The 25434-nt window shown below is 31.8% G+C and carries 40 protein-coding genes and 1 pseudogene; 2 read left to right on the forward strand and 39 right to left on the reverse strand.

The window, feature by feature from the left end:
- Positions 1-75: 75 nt before the first annotated feature.
- The 29 genes and pseudogenes from J3U59_RS00795 to J3U59_RS00925 all read right to left on the reverse strand — a co-directional run bounded on the left by J3U59_RS00795 (position 76) and on the right by J3U59_RS00925 (position 19031).
- Positions 76-525 (reverse strand): SMI1/KNR4 family protein, encoded by a 450-nt coding sequence (locus tag J3U59_RS00795; RefSeq protein ID WP_267332756.1) that lies wholly within the window; start codon positions 523-525, stop codon positions 76-78.
- Positions 518-883 carry a hypothetical protein gene (locus J3U59_RS00800; RefSeq protein WP_267332755.1) on the reverse strand — a complete coding sequence of 122 codons (366 nt, stop codon included), beginning with the start codon at positions 881-883 and terminating at the stop codon, positions 518-520. The genes J3U59_RS00795 and J3U59_RS00800 overlap by 8 nt, the downstream gene beginning before the upstream one ends.
- A gap of 353 nt (positions 884-1236) precedes the next feature.
- Positions 1237-2169 carry a hypothetical protein gene (locus tag J3U59_RS00805; RefSeq protein ID WP_267332754.1) on the reverse strand — a complete coding sequence of 311 codons (933 nt, stop codon included), beginning with the start codon at positions 2167-2169 and terminating at the stop codon, positions 1237-1239.
- 113 nt (positions 2170-2282) lie between these two features.
- Complete coding sequence (locus J3U59_RS00810; protein WP_267332753.1) at positions 2283-2948, reverse strand: SMI1/KNR4 family protein; 666 nt, start codon at positions 2946-2948, stop codon at positions 2283-2285.
- 60 nt (positions 2949-3008) lie between these two features.
- Positions 3009-3311, reverse strand: a complete 303-nt coding sequence (locus J3U59_RS00815) for a hypothetical protein (RefSeq protein WP_065632882.1) — start codon at positions 3309-3311, stop codon at positions 3009-3011.
- Positions 3312-3513: 202 nt separating this feature from the next.
- Positions 3514-4380 (reverse strand): hypothetical protein, encoded by an 867-nt coding sequence (locus J3U59_RS00820; protein ID WP_267332752.1) that lies wholly within the window; start codon positions 4378-4380, stop codon positions 3514-3516.
- Positions 4381-4572: 192 nt separating this feature from the next.
- Complete coding sequence (locus J3U59_RS00825; RefSeq protein ID WP_065632880.1) at positions 4573-4899, reverse strand: DUF7716 domain-containing protein; 327 nt, start codon at positions 4897-4899, stop codon at positions 4573-4575.
- 113 nt (positions 4900-5012) lie between these two features.
- Positions 5013-5435, reverse strand: a complete 423-nt coding sequence (locus J3U59_RS00830) for a hypothetical protein (protein WP_267332751.1) — start codon at positions 5433-5435, stop codon at positions 5013-5015.
- A gap of 265 nt (positions 5436-5700) precedes the next feature.
- A complete protein-coding gene (locus tag J3U59_RS00835) occupies positions 5701-6273 on the reverse strand; it encodes an SMI1/KNR4 family protein (protein ID WP_267332750.1) in 573 nt (190 codons plus the stop codon).
- A gap of 140 nt (positions 6274-6413) precedes the next feature.
- On the reverse strand, positions 6414-6692 hold the full coding sequence (locus tag J3U59_RS00840; protein WP_267332749.1) for a hypothetical protein: 279 nt from the start codon (positions 6690-6692) through the stop codon (positions 6414-6416).
- Positions 6693-6819: 127 nt separating this feature from the next.
- Positions 6820-7839: an SMI1/KNR4 family protein gene (locus J3U59_RS00845; RefSeq protein ID WP_267332748.1), complete on the reverse strand. Its 1020-nt coding sequence runs from the start codon at positions 7837-7839 to the stop codon at positions 6820-6822.
- 278 nt (positions 7840-8117) lie between these two features.
- Positions 8118-8519 (reverse strand): hypothetical protein, encoded by a 402-nt coding sequence (locus J3U59_RS00850; protein WP_267332747.1) that lies wholly within the window; start codon positions 8517-8519, stop codon positions 8118-8120.
- Between the two features lie 2 nt (positions 8520-8521).
- On the reverse strand, positions 8522-9001 hold the full coding sequence (locus J3U59_RS00855) for a hypothetical protein (protein WP_267332746.1): 480 nt from the start codon (positions 8999-9001) through the stop codon (positions 8522-8524).
- A gap of 266 nt (positions 9002-9267) precedes the next feature.
- Positions 9268-9711 carry a hypothetical protein gene (locus tag J3U59_RS00860; RefSeq protein ID WP_267332745.1) on the reverse strand — a complete coding sequence of 148 codons (444 nt, stop codon included), beginning with the start codon at positions 9709-9711 and terminating at the stop codon, positions 9268-9270.
- A 136-nt stretch (positions 9712-9847) separates the two neighbouring features.
- Complete coding sequence (locus tag J3U59_RS00865; protein WP_267332744.1) at positions 9848-10444, reverse strand: hypothetical protein; 597 nt, start codon at positions 10442-10444, stop codon at positions 9848-9850.
- Between the two features lie 288 nt (positions 10445-10732).
- The gene (locus J3U59_RS00870) at positions 10733-11212 is read right to left on the reverse strand and encodes a hypothetical protein (RefSeq protein ID WP_267332743.1); all 480 of its coding nucleotides are present in this window, start codon (positions 11210-11212) and stop codon (positions 10733-10735) included.
- Between the two features lie 548 nt (positions 11213-11760).
- Positions 11761-11922, reverse strand: coding sequence for an RHS domain-containing protein (locus J3U59_RS11980; protein WP_416379531.1), 162 nt, complete (start codon positions 11920-11922; stop codon positions 11761-11763).
- Positions 11923-12204: 282 nt separating this feature from the next.
- Positions 12205-12522, reverse strand: a complete 318-nt coding sequence (locus J3U59_RS00875) for a hypothetical protein (protein WP_267332742.1) — start codon at positions 12520-12522, stop codon at positions 12205-12207.
- A gap of 193 nt (positions 12523-12715) precedes the next feature.
- Positions 12716-13123 (reverse strand): NTF2 fold immunity protein, encoded by a 408-nt coding sequence (locus tag J3U59_RS00880; RefSeq protein WP_100151982.1) that lies wholly within the window; start codon positions 13121-13123, stop codon positions 12716-12718.
- 9 nt (positions 13124-13132) lie between these two features.
- The gene (locus J3U59_RS11985; RefSeq protein WP_416379624.1) at positions 13133-13372 is read right to left on the reverse strand and encodes a DNA/RNA non-specific endonuclease; all 240 of its coding nucleotides are present in this window, start codon (positions 13370-13372) and stop codon (positions 13133-13135) included.
- A 25-nt stretch (positions 13373-13397) separates the two neighbouring features.
- Positions 13398-13952: an RHS repeat-associated core domain-containing protein gene (locus J3U59_RS00885; protein ID WP_267332741.1), complete on the reverse strand. Its 555-nt coding sequence runs from the start codon at positions 13950-13952 to the stop codon at positions 13398-13400.
- Between the two features lie 82 nt (positions 13953-14034).
- Entirely contained in the window at positions 14035-14583 is a 549-nt protein-coding gene (locus tag J3U59_RS00890) for an imm11 family protein (RefSeq protein WP_267332740.1), read from the reverse strand.
- Between the two features lie 106 nt (positions 14584-14689).
- Positions 14690-15267, reverse strand: a pseudogene (locus tag J3U59_RS11990) (RHS repeat-associated core domain-containing protein); the annotation flags it as partial.
- A gap of 132 nt (positions 15268-15399) precedes the next feature.
- The gene (locus tag J3U59_RS00900) at positions 15400-16329 is read right to left on the reverse strand and encodes a hypothetical protein (RefSeq protein WP_267332738.1); all 930 of its coding nucleotides are present in this window, start codon (positions 16327-16329) and stop codon (positions 15400-15402) included.
- A gap of 112 nt (positions 16330-16441) precedes the next feature.
- A complete protein-coding gene (locus J3U59_RS00905; protein ID WP_267332737.1) occupies positions 16442-17107 on the reverse strand; it encodes an SMI1/KNR4 family protein in 666 nt (221 codons plus the stop codon).
- A 233-nt stretch (positions 17108-17340) separates the two neighbouring features.
- On the reverse strand, positions 17341-17784 hold the full coding sequence (locus tag J3U59_RS00910) for a hypothetical protein (RefSeq protein ID WP_267332736.1): 444 nt from the start codon (positions 17782-17784) through the stop codon (positions 17341-17343).
- 114 nt (positions 17785-17898) lie between these two features.
- The gene (locus tag J3U59_RS00915) at positions 17899-18495 is read right to left on the reverse strand and encodes a hypothetical protein (protein ID WP_267332735.1); all 597 of its coding nucleotides are present in this window, start codon (positions 18493-18495) and stop codon (positions 17899-17901) included.
- Entirely contained in the window at positions 18492-18644 is a 153-nt protein-coding gene (locus J3U59_RS00920; RefSeq protein WP_267332734.1) for a hypothetical protein, read from the reverse strand. The genes J3U59_RS00915 and J3U59_RS00920 overlap by 4 nt, the downstream gene beginning before the upstream one ends.
- Before the next feature lie 48 nt (positions 18645-18692).
- Complete coding sequence (locus J3U59_RS00925; protein WP_267332733.1) at positions 18693-19031, reverse strand: hypothetical protein; 339 nt, start codon at positions 19029-19031, stop codon at positions 18693-18695.
- Between the two features lie 258 nt (positions 19032-19289).
- On the opposite strand from J3U59_RS00925, the gene J3U59_RS11995 reads away from it, so the two are divergent.
- Positions 19290-19400 carry a SymE family type I addiction module toxin gene (locus J3U59_RS11995; RefSeq protein WP_416379544.1) on the forward strand — a complete coding sequence of 37 codons (111 nt, stop codon included), beginning with the start codon at positions 19290-19292 and terminating at the stop codon, positions 19398-19400.
- A gap of 138 nt (positions 19401-19538) precedes the next feature.
- Here J3U59_RS11995 and J3U59_RS00930 read toward each other — a convergent pair whose 3' ends face one another.
- From J3U59_RS00930 to J3U59_RS00960, 8 genes are all read right to left on the reverse strand, one after another.
- Positions 19539-19907: a hypothetical protein gene (locus J3U59_RS00930; RefSeq protein WP_267332732.1), complete on the reverse strand. Its 369-nt coding sequence runs from the start codon at positions 19905-19907 to the stop codon at positions 19539-19541.
- A gap of 15 nt (positions 19908-19922) precedes the next feature.
- Positions 19923-20093: a hypothetical protein gene (locus J3U59_RS00935; protein ID WP_267332731.1), complete on the reverse strand. Its 171-nt coding sequence runs from the start codon at positions 20091-20093 to the stop codon at positions 19923-19925.
- Positions 20094-20320: 227 nt separating this feature from the next.
- The gene (locus J3U59_RS00940) at positions 20321-20923 is read right to left on the reverse strand and encodes a hypothetical protein (RefSeq protein ID WP_267332730.1); all 603 of its coding nucleotides are present in this window, start codon (positions 20921-20923) and stop codon (positions 20321-20323) included.
- A gap of 391 nt (positions 20924-21314) precedes the next feature.
- Positions 21315-21638 (reverse strand): DUF7716 domain-containing protein, encoded by a 324-nt coding sequence (locus J3U59_RS00945; protein WP_267332729.1) that lies wholly within the window; start codon positions 21636-21638, stop codon positions 21315-21317.
- 27 nt (positions 21639-21665) lie between these two features.
- Complete coding sequence (locus J3U59_RS00950; RefSeq protein WP_267332728.1) at positions 21666-21875, reverse strand: hypothetical protein; 210 nt, start codon at positions 21873-21875, stop codon at positions 21666-21668.
- Positions 21876-22010: 135 nt separating this feature from the next.
- Positions 22011-22205 carry an RHS repeat-associated core domain-containing protein gene (locus J3U59_RS12000; protein ID WP_416379625.1) on the reverse strand — a complete coding sequence of 65 codons (195 nt, stop codon included), beginning with the start codon at positions 22203-22205 and terminating at the stop codon, positions 22011-22013.
- An 18-nt stretch (positions 22206-22223) separates the two neighbouring features.
- The gene (locus tag J3U59_RS00955; RefSeq protein WP_267332727.1) at positions 22224-22418 is read right to left on the reverse strand and encodes an RHS domain-containing protein; all 195 of its coding nucleotides are present in this window, start codon (positions 22416-22418) and stop codon (positions 22224-22226) included.
- Between the two features lie 391 nt (positions 22419-22809).
- Positions 22810-23088, reverse strand: coding sequence for a hypothetical protein (locus J3U59_RS00960; RefSeq protein ID WP_267332726.1), 279 nt, complete (start codon positions 23086-23088; stop codon positions 22810-22812).
- 113 nt (positions 23089-23201) lie between these two features.
- On the opposite strand from J3U59_RS00960, the gene J3U59_RS00965 reads away from it, so the two are divergent.
- Entirely contained in the window at positions 23202-23426 is a 225-nt protein-coding gene (locus J3U59_RS00965; protein ID WP_267332725.1) for a hypothetical protein, read from the forward strand.
- Between the two features lie 320 nt (positions 23427-23746).
- Here the strand turns inward: J3U59_RS00965 and J3U59_RS00970 are convergent, their stop codons facing one another.
- On the reverse strand, positions 23747-24190 hold the full coding sequence (locus J3U59_RS00970; protein WP_267332724.1) for a hypothetical protein: 444 nt from the start codon (positions 24188-24190) through the stop codon (positions 23747-23749).
- A gap of 334 nt (positions 24191-24524) precedes the next feature.
- A complete protein-coding gene (locus tag J3U59_RS00975; RefSeq protein ID WP_267332723.1) occupies positions 24525-24938 on the reverse strand; it encodes a hypothetical protein in 414 nt (137 codons plus the stop codon).
- Between the last annotated feature and the right edge of the window lie 496 nt (positions 24939-25434).

Genomic DNA, 25434 nt, shown 5'->3' on the forward strand with positions numbered 1-25434 from the left:
ATCAACTGGCGTGCTTCTATTGGTACGAATTTCCTGAATCATTTTTAGTCAGTTATAAAAATTTTCATTCAATATTTACGTCCGTAGATTTACATATTCTTCAAAAAAAGATTCAAACGATGGAGCAAGAACATTTAATATTTTTTTTGAAAAAAGATCATAATTAATAATTTGTCCAAAAGTATCTTTTCTACAATCAACACACCAACATACTTCGTCATCCTTAAAATAGATAACCGCTAGATTCATAGGTAAGGAGTATTCATTTCGACATTGACAGGTATCATAATAAATACTACCTTCAGACTCTGTTAATGCATCATTATTCACTATGCCTGATATCTCTTCTTCTACAATACCGCCGCCACCAACTAATAAAATAAATTCTTTCAACTCGGCTGGTAATGACAATTTTAATTTATTTTCAAGTATTTTAATTTGAGATTCATCACAAGAACCTAGCCAATATACTTCATCTTCAGCTTCATTATGCAATTTCTCAATAAGGCTTTTAATCTTACTCATATATACCTAATTCTTCTGCTTTTCCGATTAACTCATCTTGCAACGTACCTTGTATTTCTTCGCCATTATAGGTTAAGACAAAATCACCATTAATATTAGGAGGAAAATGTGAGCCATCTATTGTTCCAAAAATTGTTGACATTGTGTCTACCATTACTATGCGTAAAAAATTAAAAATCGTTTCTTGGTCGTTGTTTGATAATCCGACGACTATACTTCTTAATCTTGAAAAAGGATCTGCTTCATTTATTGGTTGACTTGAGTCACTTAAGTTTACTTTATAATATTGAAGCCCTTCATCAAGTAATTCAGATAAAAGTGACTTAACTACTAATTCATCATTTTTTAAAATTTTCATTTAACATCCTTTTTTACTATTATGTTTTACCTTGTTTTATTCAGGATACATTTTTTATTTTTAGCTATTAATTCTTTAAGGGGATTATTGGGGATTTTAGGAGGGGTGATTGTTAACGTTCAAATATTTCTCACTAATAATGCTCTTGCACTTTCAAAATGATTTCCTGATACTGTTTTTCATTATATCTTTTTATAAAATTTTTTATACTTGCTTTAGGCACATACTGATACAAGTTAACACCACCCAAAAGCCCAATCCGATCTGGCAGAAAACTGAGGTAATAAGCATGCTAAATGAGCCGTTCGGACTCAATCCAATACCGACTATAAAAATACCCTATTTAAAATTAATTATTTTTTACTTTCTCTGATTTCAGCCAAGCCATTTTCAAGACGACTAAGATTTTCATATTTGTTAGCAGCTTGACTTCTATTTAAATATTTAAGCCATCCCTCTACAGCTGTATTAAATAATGCTAGGCCTTCTGGCGTTACATTTTCCCTTTTAATCACTGTGTCGGTTTTTAATTTTCCTTGCTCATCAAAGGGCTCCAAATCGATTAATAATTTTTGTTTTTTTAAAAAACCGAATAAAGCTGTGGCAGTTTCAATGACAGCATCTTGAAGTTTTTTGCTTTTATTTTTAGTAAGCAACATAGGAATATTATATAAAGGATAATCAATTATTTCTTTATTAAATGCAATTTTTAAATCCTTATCATTGATATATCCTAGCATTTCCTCACTCAATAAATATTCCAAATCAATATCTTTGTAGGGGATATTATTTTTTTGTATAGTATATAGAATTATTAAAAATGGATAAGCGTATGATTTTGGGTCATAAATAATATCATTAATCAAATTTTTATTTATTTCAATTAAATTATAGGCTCTTTCAAGATAGATAGTATCCAATATTTTAAGTATTGCATCAAAAATATTTTTTTTCCCGCTTTCTGTTTTGGGTAATAAGATTGTATCAGATTTTTTTTCCCCAAAATAATGTGAACTATAGACCATAATCTCATTATGTAAATTTGAAGGATAAGGAGGTGAGATGTTATTAATAAAATGTTTGATTTCAGCTGAATATACATGCATATAGAATATATATTGGTGGCCACTATTCATATATTCAAAAAATATATTTGCTTCAGCTCCCTTTTTATTGTCTAAAATAATTTTATTCCTATTAACTTTAATATAAGGATATGATTTTAATTTATCTTTTAAGAAAATTTGTAATTCTTTTTCAAATTGGGTTCTCAATTCTTTAGACATCGTATATAGCCTCCAAACCTAACGCCTTTACCACTGTGCGCAGCAATTTCCATAAGTCCTTTTTCACCTTTAGATAATATAATAGTTACTTCTGTTTGATTTGAATTTATCTATTAGATTATTACCCCCTGCTCTCGTAATTTAGTTAGTACTTCACGCCCTTTTTCAGAAAGTTCCATTTTTTTTAAATAAATAGCCAGCCTGTTTTCAGGAATTATTGAAATTCGTTTAGGATATTCTATAAAAGAATCTAAGGTATCATCTGGAAAAGGAATGTTAGGGTTATTGTAATCATCTTCATCTGGATCATAATCGTCTTCGACTTCTGTTCTTGTTATCATTGCTAATAAGGCATCAATGTCGTTGGCGACCAATTTTAAGTTTGTATTTTGTTCTAAATACCCCCCTTTCATATCAAAATATAGATCATTAACTTCGTGATCCCAGTGATAAATTTTACCCTTCGGGCTTAAACAAAGTAGGTCACCATAATTAAGGCTAGCTATCGCTAAATAATTTTCTGGAATGCGATCTAAATAGCTATCATTGATTGCCAGTAAATCTTCTGTATCTTTTTTTGAAAAACCAAAAATAACCTCTAAGGGTAACGCTTCGCCATCGCAATTAATACAATAGTCTATTTCAGCTTCATCATTTAAAATGATCACATTATATTGTTTTAGAAATTCGATATAGGCATGATTTATTTTTGTATTTAAATTTAACTTTGTAATACGTTTATCAATATCATTTGGAACACTGTATTTTGATGTAAACATTTTAACTCCAAAAATATCATCCATAAATAAAAGCTGATGAGATATTAATTTCGATATCATTCAAATTGGTAACACACCCTTTATACCAGAGAATTTTTGTACATTTATATCCAATGATTTAAAATAATTTAGCGCATCTGATATATTTGTAAATTGCTTAATGTCTTCTACCCCATAATCTTCTATAATTTCCATTTTCTTTTCCATGATATGAAAAATATAGGCATTATATAAACCATTTTCCTTTTTAAGTGCATATTGAAAAAAAAATCGCTCACCGTCTATCTCTTTTATTTCATCAAAACCTCTAACCTTACCCTGCTCTATAGCCGCAATGATTTTTTCAACTGAAACGTTACTCATCACTATCTATCCTTACGTTTAATGTTTAAATACACATGGTTCAATCCATATCATGAAGTTAAGATGATACTAATTGAGGTTAAACCCAGTTAGTAACCCAAATGGGTCTGGCTGTTTAAGGTTAAAGTCGACGGCGCGGTTACTATAGCTGTGAAATAATTTTTATGTATTTATTGCTATAATAAGACTGATTTAATAAAAACTATATATTGTTTAACTTATTCATCAATTCTTTCATGCATTTGTTTGCAATTTCTTTATATTTTACAGCTTTCTTTTCAGAATAATTTTTATCTAACATTTGTTCAAACTGAGCCATTGTACCCCAAAAATCCTTAGTTTGAATTGAAATTCCGCCGTTAACCCAACAAACAAAAAATAATTGGAGGTTATCTTCAGGCATTTGAAAATAAACAATATTCTGTATTTCATTTACATCCAAATATATGCCTGATTTAACATATAAACTTTTAGGTAATACACGAATTTTAGTGGATTCAATATTTAAATTACCCTCAACGGATAGATTTTCAGGTAAAGTCTCGATATTTGAAAATTTCAAATCCAAATTGCCTTTAATAGAAAGGTTTTCAGGTAATGTTTTTAATTCAGTAAAACCTAAATATAAACTACCTCCAACAAAAAATTTTTCAGGCAATACTTTGATTTTTGTCATTGTTAAATTTAAATCACCTTTTACATTTAAATTTTTTGGTAAAGTAGTTAATTCTGTATTTGCTAGATTTAGGCTTCCATCAGTAAAAAATTTTGAGGGTAATGCACTGAGTTCGGTATTGGTTAAATAAACACAACCCTTTACGTGTAGTTCTTCTGGTAATATTTTGATTTCTGTATTACTTAAATCTAAATCGCCAGTAACTAAAAAGTTTTTTGGTAATGCTCTAATTCTTGTATAAGTTAAAATTAGATTGCCATGCACTGTTAAATAGTCTGGTAAAACTGAAATCCCACTATTTCTTAAATTTAAATCTTGAAATACAGTTATTTTATTGTCTTGTAAAACAAATTCTATTTTTTTCTTATTCAGTAATGTTAAAAACTTTTCCATATGATTTGCTTTTTCATAAACAAAATAATATTGATAAATAAACCACTTTGTAACAACTATTTATTTATGCTTGAAGTCAACATATAAATAAAAGATAGCTTATTAAATGAATAAATTCAGTAATAAAATCTTTAATATTGTAAATAATGTTACGTATTTAAAATGGTAAGTCCAACGACATCCTTCATTTTATTAATCTAAAAAAGCATCATTTTCAAGATAATAAACAAGAGCATCTAATATATCCTCTTTTGTAGCATTAGGATGATGGTCTAATTTATACTCAATAATATCTAAAAAAGTTTGATATTCTATCCAATCTTGATACTTATCAGGATATTCATCACATAACTCACTCAGTTCCTCTTCTTCTTCATCGTTTTCAGGAAGATAAAAAGTTCCATTTCTTATATTTTGTTTTTCATAGCTTTTTTTAGTACTTGTATATAAAAAACCAAATAATTCTGGACGCTCTTTATAAAGAACTAATAATCCATCAATACCCATAATAGTTTTCATTTATTATCTCCAATCATTATTAACGATACGTTATTTTTTGCTGCCACCAAACCATCGGCATGGTATATATTTTATGCTATTTTTGTGATCTTTATAATCTATTTTTAAACTGTTTAATTAAGTGTGAGCATCGTTAATTTACCTTCCAATGATAAAGAAATAATCAAGCCTTTTCCTTCTAGATTAACAACATCGCAAAATTTATTTATATTCCATTTTTTTAATTTAGATAGTTCGAGCCATTTATCTAGTGTCCAGTCATTTACGCTACCTAGCGTCACTATCTTTTTTCTAATACCATGCATATCAATACTTATATTTATTACAATGTTATTTTCAGATAAAATGCTGACATTACCATACAAATAGTTGTATATTTTAGATTTTTTATTTAATTTTGCTTTTGGTAGTTCTGGTTTACCCAATGTTTCATCGATAAGAGAATCTGGTGATCCAACACGCAACTTGTTAATTTGTAAACTATCAATAATATCCATTATCTCAATTTGAAACATTGGGCTCCATTCTTTATTCATTATTGACAACCTATCTTGGCATTATATTTATGTACATTTTATTGAATATCCCTGTAGCCTCTTGAATTTCTTCTTCCGCTTAAATTCTTAAGTTTAATAAAGATGGTGGCTTGGGTTGATAATAATAGACTCCACTTAACTCTTTCACCTATTTTTGAAAACAAAGTATTGTATTTTTGCACTTATTTTGAATGGGGTAGTCATCACTCTATTTGAAAAATTATTAATTTTTAGTTAACTAATAATTGCATTTTAGGCAAACTTATTAACCATAAAAATATTGCATAAAACGATCAATGTTTTCACCTAAAATCGGAGAAAGCGTCATTTTTATTTTGGGTAAAAATTCAGGTTTTATTTCATCACAATCATCATTTGTATATATTTCATAAATATTATATTGGTTATAGACAATATCAACAATTACGGTTAATGCTTGTATAAATTGAAGAAAATTATCGGCGATTTTGAACGGTTCTAAAACGTCATATGCAGCAAAAATAGAGGGGTTATTGTTATCTTCTTGAAAATTAAATAAAATAGGTTCACCTCCTCCGTTCTGTTCTAAAAAAACAATATAATCTTGCTTTTTTAAATTCGAAAAAGAGTAATTGGTGTTTCGTTGTTCTAAATTTAAATAGTCAATAAACGATAAAGAAGACATACCCGTCTCTATAACAAGCTGTTGTAGCTCAAATTGACGGTAAAACTCGATTAAACATTGATTGTTATGTAAATAGGATGAATCCACCTCTTTTGGGCTTTTAGCTAAGTACTGACCATCATCATGTTTTTTTAATATGTCTAATAATCTTTCAAATGCATTAATTTCTAACATTTTTTATCCCAATACCTTTAACCATCTAATAATTTTCAAATAATGGCTGTTTATCAATCATTCTTTAGCCGCTATTTTTATAACTTACATGGTGTATTTGTTTTCAATTCAAGTATTGAATAATACTCGACCTGTTTTTTTTAATCACCCTCTGCGATGATAATTTCATTTTCATTGCTAGCTTTAACAAGAAAATTAATAAAGTTGATAATGTCGCTGTCTTTACTCTTTGCTAAATAGCTAATAAGTATTTTTTGATGATCGGGATAAATTCTGGTTTTACCATATGGGTCAATAGAAATCCCAGTTTTTTCTTTTAAATAGCAAAATGAATTTTCTAATTTTTTAATGATATTATCATGTAAAATGAACAATGGTTTATTGCCATCGAAATCGGATAAATAAGAAAAATCAATCATAATCAATACGCTTAATACACAATATATTGTGTATTATTTTATCGTGTACGATATTACAAAAGCAATTTCTATGTTAAATGCGTTATCGGTATTAATCTTGCGCAGTACTATTAGTCATCAGATGTTTTTAAAAATCTTCCAGATCCTTATCACAAATTAATTTAGACATAAATTCATTAAAGCTGTTACACAGGAAAAGTGTACTTTTACTTTGATTATCAGATACAGATAGATTGTCAGACCATGTATCGAAAGTGCAATAGTATATTTTTCCATTGTTGAAATTAATACAAAAATAGTTACCACCTGCGTCGTTGGCAAACGGCAATAATTGTTTCGACAATAATTCTCTATTCCAAAATTGTTGGGCAATATGATCCATCAAATAGGCTTTATTATCATTTAAAGTTGCATAATATTTTATCGGAACTAATTCATGAATTGTGACATAATCATATTCGCCTTGTGGATCGATCCAAGTATTATTTTCGGGCATCCCACCATTCTGTTTTAATAGAAACGCTTTTAATTGTTCGGGGATTTTAATTTTTAAGACACTTTCAATCTCAGCAATATCACTGGTATCAATTGATTTTTCAGAATGATAAAATTGGTTACTTTTACGGGGTTTGATATCTTCATATTCGATAGCGTAATCGTTATCTTCTTCATCTGCGGTCAGACAACCTAAGAAATATTCTAAAGATTCAGATAAATAAATACTATTTTTTTCGAAATTTTGTTCTTTACTAAGCGTTGTATCCCAAACTGATCTTAGGTATTGATATATAGCACCAGTATCAATATTTATACATAAAAATCCATTCTGGTAACTGCGAGCAAATGGTAGTAGAAACTTAGGTAATTTGTCTTCATTCCAATGTTGTAATGCAATTCCCTCTATTACAAATTTGGGATCATTTTTAAATGCTTGATTATATTTTATTGGAATAAAATTTGAAATTTCAACAATATAAGCTGGCTCACCTACCTTATACACACTTTTATATACAAGGCCGCCATTGCAAGTAAGATACAGCTGTTTTAAGGATGACGGTAATTGAATACCTAACTTATTTTCACATTCTGTTAGGTTATCAATAGTTATCTTCTTTTCGCATTCATAAAAATTATTTTTGTCAAACATCCCTTTCACCTAATGATAAATCCATAGCGTTGGGTGGGTATTATCTTGGCTTTTCCCCAGGTTAATTAACCCTACTGCTGCGTTACTTTGCTTAATAAGTTTTTATTCAATCGAATAGTTGTATCGTGACACTGTAACAAACAGACAAAATGGCATCACGATTTGAATGACATCTTACGCTGAACACTTTTCTGCTATAAATGAAAAAGCAAAGATATCAGCTATAAAATCAGTTTTAAACAATTTACATATTGACTATTTTGGTAATGAATATTTTTTTATTTTATTAAATCTTGTTCACGTAATTTAGTTAGTACTTCACGCCCTTTTTCAGAAAGTTCCATTTTTTTTAAATAAATAGCCAGCCTGTTTTCAGGAATTATTGAAATTCGTTTAGGATATTTTATGAAAGAATCTAAGGTATCATCTGGAAAAGGAATGTTAGGGTTATTGTAATCATCTTCATCTGGATCATAATCGTCTTCGACTTCTGTTCTTGTTATCATTGCTAATAAGGCATCAATGCCGCTTAAATAATCGATAACATAGGCTAGTTTTGCATCAGTAATACGATGATCTAAATAGAATTCAAAAGCATAATTCGCCACGTTTGACGCAGTATAATTATTATCAAGCAGATAAAATAATCCGTTTAAAAACAATAACCTTAAGTCATGCATATTCATCCATCTATTATTTGTGAATTTAAATTACTCAATATATCAGCGTAAAAAAACGTTTCGTTATAAGAAAAGATCATTCTATTTTTAGAGGCGATAAATAGAATACTTGTTTCGTCACAGGGATAAAAAAAATCATTCCATGATTTTATAAAAATATCCACAGGCACAATCGCACTTGCTATTTTCCCCCAGAAGAAAAAAACAGATGAATGACCTGCTAGTTTGTTTTCGAAAAAAAACGAAGATTGTTTGGAATTTTTAAAATCTAAATCGATTTTTTCTGTCACTGAACAAAACATTGGTGGCATTTTCATTAAGTGATCAAATGGGAATATCATATCCCAAAATCGACTAGATTCATCTTCATCAAGAAAAATTATCCTCTTTTTTTCTTCAGAAGATAATATGCATTCTGTAGAGTTGAATCTCCAACCAATTGGATATTTTTTTTCATCAATAGTAAAACTTTCTCTATTCATAATAATATAGTCTAGTACCAACAAGATTTTAACCGTACTTGATTAGCATTATTTATTTTTATGAAAGTTCTATTTCTTTTGAAAAATCAAATGCAACCAGACCGGCTTCTTCTACTTTTTTGCCTAAATACTGTCCCTAATACCTTAAATTCTGTTATATCTGGCTATATTCTATTTCTTGTATCGGTTTGCCGCACAATTAATAGCTATATATTTTTTTTCCAACTCTGGCAATAACGCCTTAGGCACTATTAGTTTTTAAGTTATCAATCCTCGAGATCTTTTAGCCATTTTTGATATCTTTCTGGATCCTTTGCAATCAATGTTTTTAATGTTTCAAACACTTCTTTTATCCCTGAAGGATCCACTTTATATTTATTGAATACAAAAATCATTCCCTCTGCGATGGTATCAAGAACATAGAACATTTGTTGCGTATAACAACTAAACGTTTTATAAGGTATAAAAATTGAGAAATGCACCTCTTTTCGTTTTGATAAGGTTAAAGGACCGTAGACTAAATTTTTGTGTTCTTGTGTAGCAGAGATAGTAAAAACTAAATCATAATCTGTTGTTTTAAACAATTTGTCATAATGTGGAAGCGTTTTGTTTAATTTATTGAGATTTGATCTCCACGGATTTAAAACCGTATTAGTAATTTCATAATAAACGCCAACTTCAGCCCACAAGAATAAAAAATCAATCTTCATTTACATCGTCCTTTCGATTTATCACTGTTTTGATTGCAAACTGGAATTTTTCCTGTTTTTGTATAATGCTCCTCAATTTTCAGTGTCGCTACTGGTTTTGTTGTTGGAAAGCGTTTTCAATAGCATAAGTATCTTGCTATTTAACTTTAACTTTCTCTACACATACCCCAACTAATTTGATATTTTTCAGCCTTTCATAAATACTTTCATATAAAAGTAAACCCAATTCCGTACAGCATATTGGGTATGGTGGATATTCGCTCTCAAGTAAAAACCACGGCGCTCTTTCTCTTCTTGAGTGAAAATGGCAGTCAGGGCAGACAAAAAGACGCTCATTTTCAGGAATAGGCTGTCCATCAAAAATATATGGTTTTTCACCTCTAAGTACAACGTAATCATATTTACTAATAAAAGTTATAAATGGCTGTTTATGCTTTTCACTTTCCACTTTATTATAAATAGAACCTATATTTAAATGTTTTTCAGCCTCTTCACCCAGCAAACTAAATAAGCGCAGCGACATACTACTAGGTATCAGAAGATGACCTACCATGGGCATATCTAGATTTTTCCTGATTTTCCCATCCGTAATCACATCCATACCACCGTGAGGTAGTTTTAGTGTATGGCAATAATGACAAAATTGCTCTTTGTTTTTACGCTCCCATTCGGGAACGATATCGACAGTGTCCATTCCTGAATAATATAGGTGATAAAGTTGTTCACGCTTCATTTAATTTCCTCATATCTATTATTATCTATATTCTCCCTAACAGCACTTTCAATATTAGTTCCATATTTTGCATCAGTTTTCCTAGCGGCATCAAAAGACGGTTGCTAGCTTTGCCCAGTCGGTGTTTTTCGATACGGCGTCGATTAGGCGGTGTTAGACGTCATAATCGAGTACAGGGTGCCGTTGGAAGTCTCATTCTAGGTGTTACAATAACGTCAAAATTTGTGCTAATCAATCTAGAGTAGATTAATTTTTTGAAATAAATTACATTATTATTTCAAATAAATATTATTTTTCTTTTGGTTCCCAAAAAGAATCATCAGAAACAAAAATCTCATTCAGTTTTAAATCTAAAGGAATATATTCAATATAATCAGCCATTTCATCATATGGTGAAGGAAGTGTAAAAGATATACCGTAATCTTCGTCAACAATAAGTGTACCATTTAGAATGCGCTGACTTTTTGTTAACAAGATAAGCTCTTTCATCGTAATCCCCGCATACAATTTTTTCTTGTATTTCCCTTGATAATGTTCATTACATCCTACAGCAATAATGTCACCTTCAGAATTAGTAGAAATTATTATTGTCCCAGCCTCTAAAAAATAGGCATACATTTTTTCATTAAAAGGGTAAGGGGTCATATATTCTTTTACTTCGACCGTAAAATTTTTGTATATTTCATCTAAATAAAAATCTATATGGCGTTCCAATTCAATATTTCCTAAAGATTTATAGCTAACTATATCTGCATTAAAATCAATCATTTTTCATTTTCCATTCATAAGCATTCCGTTAATATAGACAGGTGAATCTTGAATACGATCATAGTTTTTAAATTCCCAATGGCCAATTCTACCTAAAACCTCATCTGGCCCTTTGCCTGTTGATTTATAGACTTTCCAATAATCATTACTGTGTATATTAGGTTGAGATGCAGAACCACCTGTATGATAATCCAATTTATATGTTGTACCAGATTTAGTTGTTTTAACATAAACTGTATATTGAATAGCGTACGGATTTTTTGCTTATGATTTCGTTACCTTCCTCCCCTTCGATATAAAGTAATCATAAACTTCTTCTGGCTTTTTACTTGCAAACGATTTAACCAACATTTAGATCCGTTTTTTTACGTTTGAATCCTTCGGAAGGTTTACAGCTCCAGTTCCACGGTTCGATCCATATCAACCCATTAGGCGCATACTGATACTAATTAAACCCACCCAATAGCCCAATCGGGTCCAGCTGCGTGAATCTACCTATATCACGTCGCTGTACCTTAAAATATTGTAATGTAGGCAAATTTATTTGTCTAAATACTGTCCCAATACCTTAGGTGATGTTGTATCTGGCTGTGTTCGATTTCTTGTATGGTGTTGCCCCGCAGCTGATAGCTGCATGACCATACAATATGATCGGTTTCATCAGTAAGTTCTTCTGGGGCACCGTTGACATCGGTGTGGTAGTACAGCACTTATGTTCTGTACCGGTGGTGGTCTCTACACTAGCTAAGGGTTCGTAGACGCTTTTACTTCTATCGGTACGAGTTTCTTGAATCATTATTAACCCGTCCCACAGAAAGTGGGTACGGTTGCAGGCTTTGCCCGCTCGGTCTATCTGGTGCTTTTCGATACGTCGGCCTAAGGCATCGTAGCTGTCGTACTGTGTACCTTTGCAATCTGTTTGCTAAGGGTACGGTCGTGTGCGTCGTAGGTATATTGCAGTCCACATAAGTTATGTAACTGTCTGCAACGTATTAGGTTCTGATTTTCGCTTTTTCTGTCTTGGTGCAACAGTTTTCGATGCGGCCGGTGCGGTCAGAGTGGTAATCGGTCTGTCCTTGCCGGGTATGTTTTTTACTCACCAGCCGGTCGAGGTTGTCGTACTGGTAGCGGCGGTCGGTAAGGATGTCGGACAGGATGGTGTTGTGGCCACGCCGAGTTTGTTTACGTTGTAGGCGGCTGTTGCGGCCGTATTTGAATTCGGTGTTCAGTTGCCCCTGACTGCGTAGGACTTCGCGGTACAGGTGGCCGGACCCGTAATACAGGCTGTTGAGGGTTCGCCCGTCCGGCAAAGTGGTGGCGATGCGGTTACCCGAGTTGCTGTACTGATAGCATAACGTCAGAAATGGTAAGTAATTTCGGCTATGTTGCCTGCGGTAAAGTCGACAATGTTAACATTATCAAGGAAATTAAACGTTAATTTTTTCACTTGAATTCTTTAGTTTAACAAAAATACTTGGTTGAATTGATAATAATTAAGAAAGATTAAAGAGTATATTTTTCCCATTTATTATCTATGTCATCGTAAACTTCTTTTTTATCAATCCGCCATTCATGATTTTTAAAATGCAAAGTATATCGAAATTGATCTTTTACGCCATTTTGTTCTTGAGTATATATTACTATTTTATTATTTTTCAATTCTTCGGTTTTTAAAAATTTTTCATCTGGCGAATATTCAGGCGGATTACCACAGCCCAATGAAACTTGCCGTCCATATTTTCGCTCTTTCTTTGTACAATATTTATTAAATATACAATTCAAATCATCAATCATATTTAAGCGAACTTCTTCGGATGAACCATTTTTTACAAGTGGATAATAATGTTTCTCCCAATTATTCATTGCAATAATAAAATTTTTTAAAATATTTTCTGCATTTTCTAAACTCATTTTATTTACCTAATTATCAAATACTTCGCTTAACACATTTTTCCCATTTTGAGAAACAGAATATTGTATTTTTGGACTAGTACTACCTTTGTCATAAATAAAATTCCATTCTATATCTACCGTTCCATTTTTTTCAATATATCTTCTTACTCGCTTCTCAAAAGTTCGGTATTTTCCCCGATTCAAACCTTTTAATTGAGGGAAAACATTATCTGTGACACCTGAACCTTCTAATATTTTAGCTAAGATATGTAAGCGTCATCATTTGCATTACCTAATCTTGTAGCCCAAGCTTTTGAAGAGGATTTGTTGCTGTCCCTGTGCCTATATCAGCTTTGGAAACTGTTGCTTTTGCTGAAAGAGGCTGACCATGAGTGCCCCGTTCAACTTTTACCTTACAAATCCAGCCCCACGGATCAATCCACATCAGCCCATTAGGCGCATACTGATACAGATTAAACCCACCCAAGAGCCCTATCGTATCCGGCTGCGTGAATCTGCCTATATTCGGGTCATAGTACCTGAAAGTATTGTAATGTAAGCCCGTTTCTCTGTCTAAATACTGTCCCTGATACCTTAAGTTCTGTTGTATATCGGTATGTTCGATTTCCTGTATCGGTTTGCCCCACAGCTGATAGCTACATGCCCATACAATATGACCGTCTTCATCAGTGAGTTCTTCCGGGGCACCATTGACATCGGTGTGGTAGTACAGCATTTTCTGTTCCGTACCGGTGGTGGTCTCCACTCTGGCTAAAGGCTCGTAGCCGCTTTCATCAGTGTAGATATAGACGTTTTTGCTTCTGTCGGTACGGGTTTCCTGAATCATGCTTAGCCCGTCCCACAGATAGCGTTTCGTTTATCAGATGTCTTTCCTGACTATTGTTAATAGCCAGGTTTACTTAATTGGATTATGTGTATAAATCTATTCCTTTTACTTTATTTTCAATAAAAAACTGTCGTAATGACTCTGAAATCACAATTCGCCCTTCAGATTCTTCACACCTTGCCATACAAAATTGCTCATTTATATTTTCTTTAAAGACCATTTTATAAAATTCTTTTGGTCCGTCAGGCAAACTCTCTAATAATGGTATATATTCAGATTTATTCATATCAATACATGATATTGAACGCAGAAAATTTAATGCCTTATAACCAGAATAGCTGCGACCATTAACAATTATAGTTGCCTCTATTAGCTGGACATCATGTAAAAAATCTTGATTGTTTGAAAGTAAATTGGCAAGTCTAGGAGAAATAAATTCAGGACCATCACTGAAATAAAAATCGTAAGAGAGTAATCGTTTTTCACTGACTTTTTTTTCTAATTTAAAAACTAATGGTTTATTTGATTGAATCTCCTTGCATTGTAAAAATTCGTAATTGGCAACTACAGTTGAGTCATATTGAAACCAATAACTATCAGGATAATTACCTATCATAAATCTATAAATCATATCAACATCCTTTAGACAGCCTAATTGAATTTTTATTTAAAATAGTTTTCCCACTACGTAAACCAATTCTTCTTGTTTTTATTAGTTCATTTAAAGCTTGTTTGTATTACTTTTGTGTCCAATTTTCCTTTTGACCCCTTTTATCAATTTCATTCAGTTGCTCTTCTATATCCCGTGTGTATGCTCTATGTGAACCGTTGTGAATCGTTCTAGTAGCATGCGCATCAGCTGAAGTGGGCAGATACATTATATTTTTAACCGAATGAATGTTCATGCTAGCCTTTTTAAGTACATCATGATTTTTTAATTTCTGTGGAATAATATGATGCTTTTGGAACCCATCAATTGACGGCATCGTATTATATGTCCATAACCCCCACGGATCGATCCACATCAGCCCATTAGGCGCATACTGATACAGATTAAACCCACCCAAGAGCCCTATCGTATCCGACTGCGTAAATCTACCTATATCTGGGTCATAGTACCTTAAAATATTGTAATGTAAGCCGATTTATTTGTCTAAATACTGTCCCAATACCTTAGGTGATGTTGTATCTGGCTGTGTTCGATTTCTTGTATGGTGTTGCCCCGCAGCTGATAGCTGCATGCCCATACAATGTGACCGTCTTCATCGGTGAGTTCTTCTGGGGCACCATTGACATCGGTGTGGTAGTACAGCACTTATGTTCTGTACCGGTGGTGCTGCCTATTCAAGACAATGGGGTTCTGTCAGTATCAAGGTATGACAATTATAGCCGGCTATAACAAAGTTGAATCCAGTACAGACTATAAAAGTAAAATATTTAAAATTAATTATTTTTTACCTTCTCTGATTTGAGCTAAGCCATTTTCAAGACGACTTAGGTTTTGATATTTGTTAGCAGCTTGACTTCTATTTAAATATTTAAGCCATCCCTCTACAGCTGTATTAAATAATGCTAGACCTTCTGGTGTTACATTTTCCCTTTTAATCACTGTGTCGGTTTTTAATTTTCCTTGTTCATCAAAGGGCTCCAAATCGATTAATAATTTTTGTTTTTTTAAAAAACCGAATAAAGCTGTGGCAGTTTCAATGACAGCATCTTGAAGTTTTTTGCTTTTATTTTTATTAAGCAACATAGGAATATTATATAAAGGATAATCAATTATTTCTTTATTAAATGCAATTTTCAAATCCTTATCATTGATATATCCTAGCATTTCCTCACTCAATAAATATTCTAAATCAATATCTTGGTACGAGATTTTATTCTTTTGTATAGCATATAGACTGATTAAAAATGGATAAGCGTATGCCTTAGGATAATAAATAATATCATCAATCAATTTTTTATTTACTTCGATAAGATTATAGGCTCTTTCAAGATAGATGGTATTCAATATTTTAAGTATTGCATCAAAAATATTTTTTTTCCCACTTTCTGTTTTGGGTAATAAGATTGTATCAGATTTTTTTTCCCCAAAATAATGTGAACTATAGACCATATCCTTATTATCGAAATTTGAAGAGTAAGGAGGTTGAATACTATCAATAAAATCTTTGATTTCAGATGAATATACATACATATGGAATACATATTGATAATATCTAGAAGGTACAATAAATATATTTGCTTTAGCCCCCTTTTTATTGTCTAAAATAATTTTATTCCTATTTACTTTTATATAAGGATAAGATTTTAACTTATCTTTTAAAAAAATTTGTAATTCTTTTTCAAATTGGGTTCTTAATTCTTTAGACATCGTATATAGCCTCCAAACCTAACGCCTTTACCACTGTGCGTAGCAATTTCGATAATTCCTTTTTTACCTTTAGATGACATAATAGTTACTTCTGTTTGATTTAATTTATCTTTTAGTTTATTAAACCTTGTTCACGTAATTTAGCAAGGACTTCACGCCCTTTTTCAGAAAGTTCCATTTTTTTTAAATAAATAGCCAGCCTATTTTCAGGAATTATTGAAATTCGTTTAGGATATTTTACGAAAGAATCTAAGCTATCATCTGGAAAAGGAATGTTAGGGTTATTGTAATCATCTTCATCTGGATCATAGTCATCTTCAACTTCTGTTCTTGTTATCATCGCTAATAAGGCATCAATGTCGTTGGCGACCAATTTTAAGTTTGTATTTTGTTCTAAATAGCCCCCTTTCATATCAAAATATAGATCATTAACTTCGTGATCCCAGTGATAAATTTTACCCTTCGGGCTTAAACAAAGTAGGTCACCATAATTAAGGCTAGCTATCGCTAAATAATTTTCTGGAATGCGATCTAAATATCTATCATTGATTGCCAGTAAATCTTCTCTATCTTCTTTTGAAAAACCCAAAATAACCTCTAAGGGTAACGCTTCGCCATCGCAATTAATACAATAGTCTATTTCAGCTTCATCATCTAAAATAATCACATTATATTGTTTTAGAAATTCGATATAGGCATGATTTATTTTTGTATTTAAATTTAACTTTGTAATACGTTTATCAATATCTTTGGGTATACGATATTTTGATTTAAACATGGTTATTCCTTACATAATCAAATTGATGCATTATTTTTATAATAAAAGTTTTTTTATTTTGTATTGATAAAATATCATACTTAATTATTAAACGCCATTACGATGCAACTCATTAATTTAAATAAATATTTAAGTTGATAAACTATTATTTTAAACTGGTTATGTCGATGATTGATAGCAAAAGCTGCTCAAGATATAGAGAAGTAGTAAAGCGCTGTAAATTTTTAAAATTTTCAGTCCTCGAGATCTTTTAGCCATTTTTGATATCTTTCTGGATCCTTTGCAATCAATGTTTTTAATGTTTCAAACACTTCTTTTATCCCTAAAGGATCAGTTTTATATTTATTGAATACAAAAATCATTCCCTCTGCGAGGGTATCAAGAACATAGAACATTTGTTGCTTATAACAACTAAACGTTTTATAAGGTATAAAAATTGTGAAATAAACCACTTTGTTTTTTGACGATGTTGTAGGACCGTAGACTAAATTTTTGTGTTCTTGTGTAGCAGATATGGTAAATACTAATTCGTAATCTGTTGTTTTAAATAATTTATCATAATGTGGTAGAGTTTTGTTTAATTCATTAAGATTTTCTATCAACGGATTTAAAACTGCATCAGTAATTTCATAGCAAACGCCAACTTCAGCGTATAATTGTAAAAAATCAATTTTCATTTATATCGTCCTTTCGGTTTATAACTATTTTGATTGCCAACTGGAATTTTTCCTGTTTCACTGCCTCTACTGGTTTTGTTGTTGGAAAGCGTTTTCAATAGAATCAGTATTTTGCTATTTAACTTTGACTTTCTCTACAAGTACCCCAACTAATTTAATATTTTTCAGCCTTTCATAAATACTTTCATATAAAAGTAAACCAAATTCCGTACAGCATATTGGATATGGTGGATATTCGCGCTCAAGTAAAAACCTTGGCGCTCTTTCTCTTCTTGAGTGAAAATGACATTCAGGGCAGACAAAAAGATGCTCATTCTCAGGAATAGGTTGTCCATCAAAAATATATGGTTTTTCACCTCTAAGTACAACGTAATCATATTTACTAATAAAAGTTATAAATGGCTGTTTATGCTTTTCACTTTCCACTTTATTATAAATAGAACCTATATTTAAATGTTTTTCAGCCTCCTCACCCAGCAAACTAAATAAGCGCAGCGACATACTACTAGGTATTAGCAAATCACCTACCATGGCCATATCTAGGTTTTTCCTTATTTTCCCATCCGTAATCACATCCATACCACTGTGAGGTAATTTTAGTAAATGGCAATAATGACAAAATTGCTCTCTGGTTTTATGCTTCCATTCAGGATCGAGATCGACAGTGCCCATTCCTGAATAATACAGGTGATAAAGTGGTTCACGCTTCATTTATATACCTTATATCTATTATTTTCTTTATTTTCCAAAATAGCACCTTCAATATTCGTATTATTTAGTGTATTAGTTTTGTGTTTTTCGATAAGAACTTTTATCAAATGGTTGGCTACATTACTTGATGCTATAAAATCCCAAGCCATAAATACCTCATATTTTAATTATTATCTATTGTGAGATGTTTATCTTTCTTAATTATTTTTACTTTCTCGAATTTTAGCTAAAGCTTTTTCTAGCCGACTAAGATTCTGATATTTATGAGGATTTGTGCTTCTATCTAAGTAATCATACCATCCTCGAACAGCAGTTTTGTATAATTCCTGACCTTCTGGCATAAGATTAGATTTTATAAGAACCGTATCAGTTTTTAAATTACCCTCTTCATCAAACGGCTCAACACCGATTAATAATTCATGTTTTTTTAAAAAACCAAATAAAGCTGTTTTGGTTTGTATAATAGCATCTTGCCAACATTTTTTTATTTCTTGTAAGCAACATTGGTAAATTACGTAAAGTATAATCAATTTCATTCATTATTTTACCCCACTAACAATTGACTATCGGGTCCGGCTGCGTGAATCTACCTATATCAGGTCGCTGTACCTTAAAATATTGTTATGTAAGCAAATTTATTTGTCTAAATATTGTCCTTGAGAGCTTAGGTTCTATTGTATTTGGGATGTTTTATTTCTTGTATCGGTTTACCTCACAGCTTATAGCTGCACTCCTAGATAATGTTACCGTCTTCATCGGTGAGTTCTTCAGCACACGGCACTATACCGTAAGTTATTTACAGCGATACGCCGTTAATTAAGTTAAGCGGTAAATGGCTGAGAGAGGCAGGATTTAATACCGGCACCAGCGTGACAGTAAAGATTGCGAGGACTGTATTGATTTAATACCGGACAGTCCGCAGGAAGGGGAACTGAGGGAGCAACTGGCACAGGTTAAAAATATGCTTAGTTGGGTTAGGTAGAATTTAATTATTTAAAAAAATAGCTGGGAGAGATAAATTTTCCCGGCCCTACATATAACATCTATTCATATTTACTAAATTTCTCTATCCAGCCATTTTCTGTAAAAAGTTCACCAGATAATCCATCACTGAGCTCAAGAATATTTTTTTCATCATTCCCATCTTGAGATATCAACAACTTCATGTTTTCTTCATTTTGCTCAAGCATATTAAGAACATTATAAATAACACTGTCAATAGAATTAAAAACCACTTTTTTCAAAACATTAATTTGATTTTCATCAAAGGCTTTTATTTCATTACTCAGCTCAATAGAGCTTTTAGATTTCATTCTACCATTTAATATGGCTTCAAACTCAAAAATAGATTGATCTCTGATACTAGAGATAAACTCTTGACCAAAGGAATCAAGTAATTTCTTATCTGACATATTAATTACTCCTATCTAATTCCACGGTATATTTGATGATGAAGTTACACCCTGTGATCTTAAATTCCATAAAGATTGAGCGACAAGATCTCTCGCCTCTTTAGTGGTGGTACCACCGGCTTTAAGAGCATCTACTGCTATTTTTTGGTGTTCATCCAAGGTATTCGAGCAACCACTCTTAGCCACTTGATCATAAGCATTGCGTTGTTAATTAGTCATATCCTAATTTCGCCATGCCTTCTGATTCATATAGTCCTGACTAATTGAAAAACCTTTCTTTACATAGTCCTTTCGGTTTATAACTCTTTTGATTGCCAACTGGAATCTTTCCTGTTTTTGTATAATGCTCATCAATTTCAGTATCTCTACTGGTTTTGTTATTGGAAAGCGTTTTCAATAGAATCAGTATTTTGCTATTTAACTTTAACTTTCTCTACAAGTACCCCAACTAATTTAATATTTTTCAGCCTTTCATAAATACTTTCATATAAAAGTAAACCAAATTCCGTACAGCATATTGGATATGGTGGATATTCGCGCTCAAGTAAAAACCTTGGCGCTCTTTCTCTTCTTGAGTGGAAATGACATTCAGGACAGACAACTAGACGAACATTCTCAGGAACAGGTTGTCCATTAAAAATATATGGTTTTTCACCTCTAAGTACAACATAATCATATTTACTAATAAAAGTCATAAATGGCTGTTTATGCTTTTCACTTTCCACTTTATTATAAATAAAACCTATATTTAAATGTTTTTCAGCCTCCTCACCCAGCAAACCAAATAAGCGCTGCGACATACTACTAGGTATCAGCAGATCACCTACCATGGCCATATCTAGGTTTTTCCTTATTTTCCCATCCGTAATCACATCCATACCACTGTGTGTGTGAGGTAGTTTTAGTCTATGGCAATAATGACAAAATTGCTCTCTTGTTTTATGCTCCCATTCAGGATCGAGATCGACAGTGCCCATTCCTGAATAATACAGGTGATAAAGTGATTCACGCTTCATTTCGGTATACCTTATATCTATAATTGTTTATATTTTCCCAAGCAGCACCGTCAATATTTATTAAATATTTTGCATCAGTTTCCTAGCGGCATCAAGAACAGTATAAAAAGATGGTTGCTAGCTTTGCCCTGTCGATGTTTCGATACGTCAGCCGATGGCTTAGCGTGTGAAGTGGTGAAATGGTAAAATAAACGCAATGACACTATTTAGTCGGTCTTAAGTCAGTTTTTGTTTAGGCTCGTTCTAGTCTTATTGAACGATAGCCAATTAAATTATGTTTTATTCATATAATATATTTCTAATATCTTCAATTAAATACACAATTACAATCAGAATGATGACTTACACGTTATTGAAATGAAATTTTAGTATGATTAAAAGTTTCCAATTTTTAATCAAAGTCTAGAAATGCATCATTTTCATAATAAAAGATGAAAGATCTGAATAAATCATCTAATGTAACATTGTCTGATTGCCCTTGAGCATAACTAACTACATCTTCAATACTCGATCCGTCTAAGGTCTCTATCCAGCCGTCATTTTCAACTTGTTTGGGAAGATATTCATCTGAATCAAGAGGAAAATCCCCACTATCCAAAGAAAATATACCTTGTGTATCAAGATTCCAAGTCGTTTTATCTGGGGGAAGATAAAACCAAGTTTGAGGAATTTTATCTGGATTAGAAAGAATTTCTCGAATCATCATTAGTTTCATATTGTCTCACTCAAATTACAATTTACATTAACCACCAAGCTTTTTTAAGCCGTCTTTCTGATTTGGATGTAAACTATTTTGTACAAGCCCATACGCTTTGTGCTCTGCTCTTGGTATGCGTTCAATCGTTGTCGGTTTATATGCATTATGATGCCATGAATATTTTGGTGGGCTTGTCGATTTACCCCCGCCAATAGGACCTGATTGAACAGGTGCCACAATACCTTTAGGTAACATCAACTAAATCTTTTTCTATTGTGCTGATTTCTATATGCATAGGTATGTCTGTTTGATACCATACACTATATTTAGAGCTAAATAAAGGACTACCAAAAGCATCTGCACCCAATGATGTTTTTGAACCCAGCCCCCTCAGTTCAACCCATTGGGCGCATACTGATACAAGTTAAACCCACCCAACAGCCCAATCGGGTTTGGCTGCGTGAGTCTGCCTATATCTGGGTCATAGTACCTAAAAGTAGTGTAATGTAAGCCCGTTTCTTTGTCTAAATACTGTCGCTGATACCTTAGATTCTGTTGTATCTGGCTGTGTTTGATTTCCTGTATCGGTCTGCCCTACAGCTATTAACTGCATGCCCATACAATGTGACCGTCTTCATCAGTGAGTTCTTCTGGGGCACTGTTGACATCGGTGTGGTAGTACAGCACTTTCTGTTCCGTACCGGTGGTGGTCTCTACTCTGGCTAAGGGTTCATAGCTGCTTTCATCAGTGTAGATATAGACGCTTTTGCTTCTGTCGGTACGAGTTTCCTGAATCATTCTTAGTCCGTCCCACAGGAAGTGGGTACGGTTGCAGGCTTTGCCCGCTCGGTCTATCTGATGTTTTTCGATACGTCGGCCTAAGGCATCATAAACATAGCCGTAACGTTCAGTACGGTTTAATTTTTCGATACGAACTTCAATTAGACGGTGTTAGGCATCGTAGTGGTAACACTGGGTACCGCTAACAAATTTATCCGTGGTGTTGCAACAATGTCAAAATTCGTGCTAATCACTCAAGAGAAAATTTATTATTTGAAATAAATTACATTATTTTTTCTTTAGTTTCTGAAAAAATCGTCGGAAAAGATATTTCATTCAACTTTAAACTAGAAAATATATTAATATATATCAATTATTTCATCATATTACAAAATAAATTAAATTACACTTATTCATTTTTAATTGATTTTTTCAATCTTTTGATTTCATTGATTAAGTTAGGAATATCTTGTCGAGCATGCGCAATAAAGTCCTGGTCATATATTGTTCCACCAATAATTTCAATATCTTTTCCACGGTTATTTTCATCCCCTGTCATAATAAAATTTGAACCACTAGTGTGATCCCTACCTTCAATATATGATACCCAAGGTCCACTTGTTGCTTTATCACAACGTTGTTTTATTTGATTCAATTCATAATCTGATATTTCAGTTTTTTTGTGCATTAACAATTTCCTTTAGATTTGAGTATTTATTTAGCTGATGTTTTTTTTGAGTAGGTGTCATCAAAACTTCTGCTTGCTCTACCGATATCCCTGATGAAGTTGCATGATTAGGATTGTTTTTAGTTGACGATGCAATAACATCAGCACTCACCGTTCAGTTAGATCCAACTGTTGCAACACCGACTTTATTATGTGAAATTCCTTCTGTTAATTGTGTTAATGACTTATTCTTTGAGCTATTTATCGAAACTCCAGTTAATTTGTCATTATCATCGATTAAAACATCGCTCCCATTTTTAGCATATCTGCAAGGCATGCATTTACTCGGTAAACAATAGCTTCATTTGGCAGTTCTGAACTCCCCCCTATGGATCGGGATCGATCCAAGTCAATCCATTTGGGCATACTGATACAAAATATACTCATTCATTAGCCTTATCTCATCCGATTGTGTGAATCTACATATTTCAGGGGCATACTACCTAAAAGTATTATAATGTAAGTCGATTTCTCTTTCTAAATACTGTGCCTGATACCTTAGATTCTGTTGTATCTGGCTGTGTTCGATTTCCTCTATCGGTCTGCCCCACAGCTGATAGCTATATATCTATTCAAACAAAGGCAATCTCGCCTTAAACGTTATAAATTTTTAAAATTATCAGTCCTCGAGATCTTTTAGCCATTTTTCATATCTTTCTGGATCTTTTGCAATCAATGTTTTTAATGTTTCAAACACTTCTTTTACCCCTGAAGGATCAGTTTTATATTTATTGAATACAAAAATAATTCCCTCTGCTATGGTATCAAGAATGTAATATATTTGTTGAGTAAATGAATTAAACGTTTTATAAGGTATAAAAATTGTGAAATAAACTACTTTGTTTTTTGACGATGTTGTCGGACCGTAGACTAAATTTTTATGTTCTTGTGTAGCAGATATGGTAAAAACTAAATCGTAATCTGTTGTTTTAAATAATTTATCATAATGTGGAAGCGTTTTGTTTAATTTATTGAGATTTATTCTCAATGGCTTTAAAACCGTATTAGTAATATCATAGTTAACTTCTACTTCAGCATATAATTGTAAAAAATTAATTTTCATTTACATCGTCCTTTCGATTTATAACTCTTCATCTGCATCATAGGTTTCGGCAAGATAAAATCCTTTCTTTATATACTTTTATTATCATTTTTAGTATAACAATAATATAATGTTTTTTTTACCAATCTACTCAGCAATTTAATCCCTTTAATAATCATTTTGTTATATGACACTTAAGTTAAAGTTACAATGTCACATTCATTTAAATAATTAATTAACAACATGAGATTTTTGAATTAAAGTATGGGTCTTAATCGTGTAAAAATATGGCTAACAGTTAGCCTGTTTTTTGACTAAGTGAAATTCGGTTAGGGTTTTGTTAAAAACTATACTGTTAATCATCCTCTTTAGCAAAGCGAATAGCTTCTTTTACTCTTCTATTTTTCTTATTTTTAGCTAAAAATGCATCACTATTTAGAATGTTAATCAATTGTTCTTTTCCTAATATCCTTTTGATATTTGTTAACATAATTTCTAGATCTGAAACTTGATCATTAATATGATCAGATAAATCCATTGATAGATAACGATCTTCAAGCAAAGCTAAAGCACGATCGGGGTTAATTCTTAACAACAACTCAAATGCTGGTAATTGAAAGATACGACATTTTATTAGATTTTCTAACAAAAACGTTGCTTTTGAGACTTCTACCTCATCGATAAAATTATTTTTTCCATATTTATCCGTTAGTTCAATCCACAATTTTTTATATAAGGATTCAAATCTTTCGAGTGTATCAACAAGCATTTACGATCCCCTTATGAATAATCAACATATCTTATATTTTGCTAATTAGTTGCTTTATTGCTTGAAATTATCTTTTCAAGCCAAACTAATAGCAGATAGATTTATTTTCAATGTGATTAATTTTTGTTTTATTATGGTAAATAATATTTACGGCTAGAACTAAATTTATAACACTAATTCAATAAGTTAAATGTAAATACAACTTTTAACATTATAAATCTTTTCAATCATTCTAATGCATAATTATGACTGCAATTTTCGGTGATAATATTTAGATAATGTAGAATAATAATATGTGTTTTTTAATAAAATTTTTAAGTACAATTTAATTAAATATTTTACTATGTTTACAATATCCTACTCTTGTGGGATAGATGGAACTATAGTTCTATTTTTATAACAGTTATAATTGAATATGAGCAGCTAAATATAAAAATTTAAGCTTTTATTAAATACTACCTAATAAATTAATCTCATTTTAAAAAAATAAAACTTA

Source organism: Gilliamella sp. B3783 (genome assembly GCF_026536125.1).
Taxonomy (GTDB): Bacteria; Pseudomonadota; Gammaproteobacteria; order Enterobacterales; family Orbaceae; genus Gilliamella.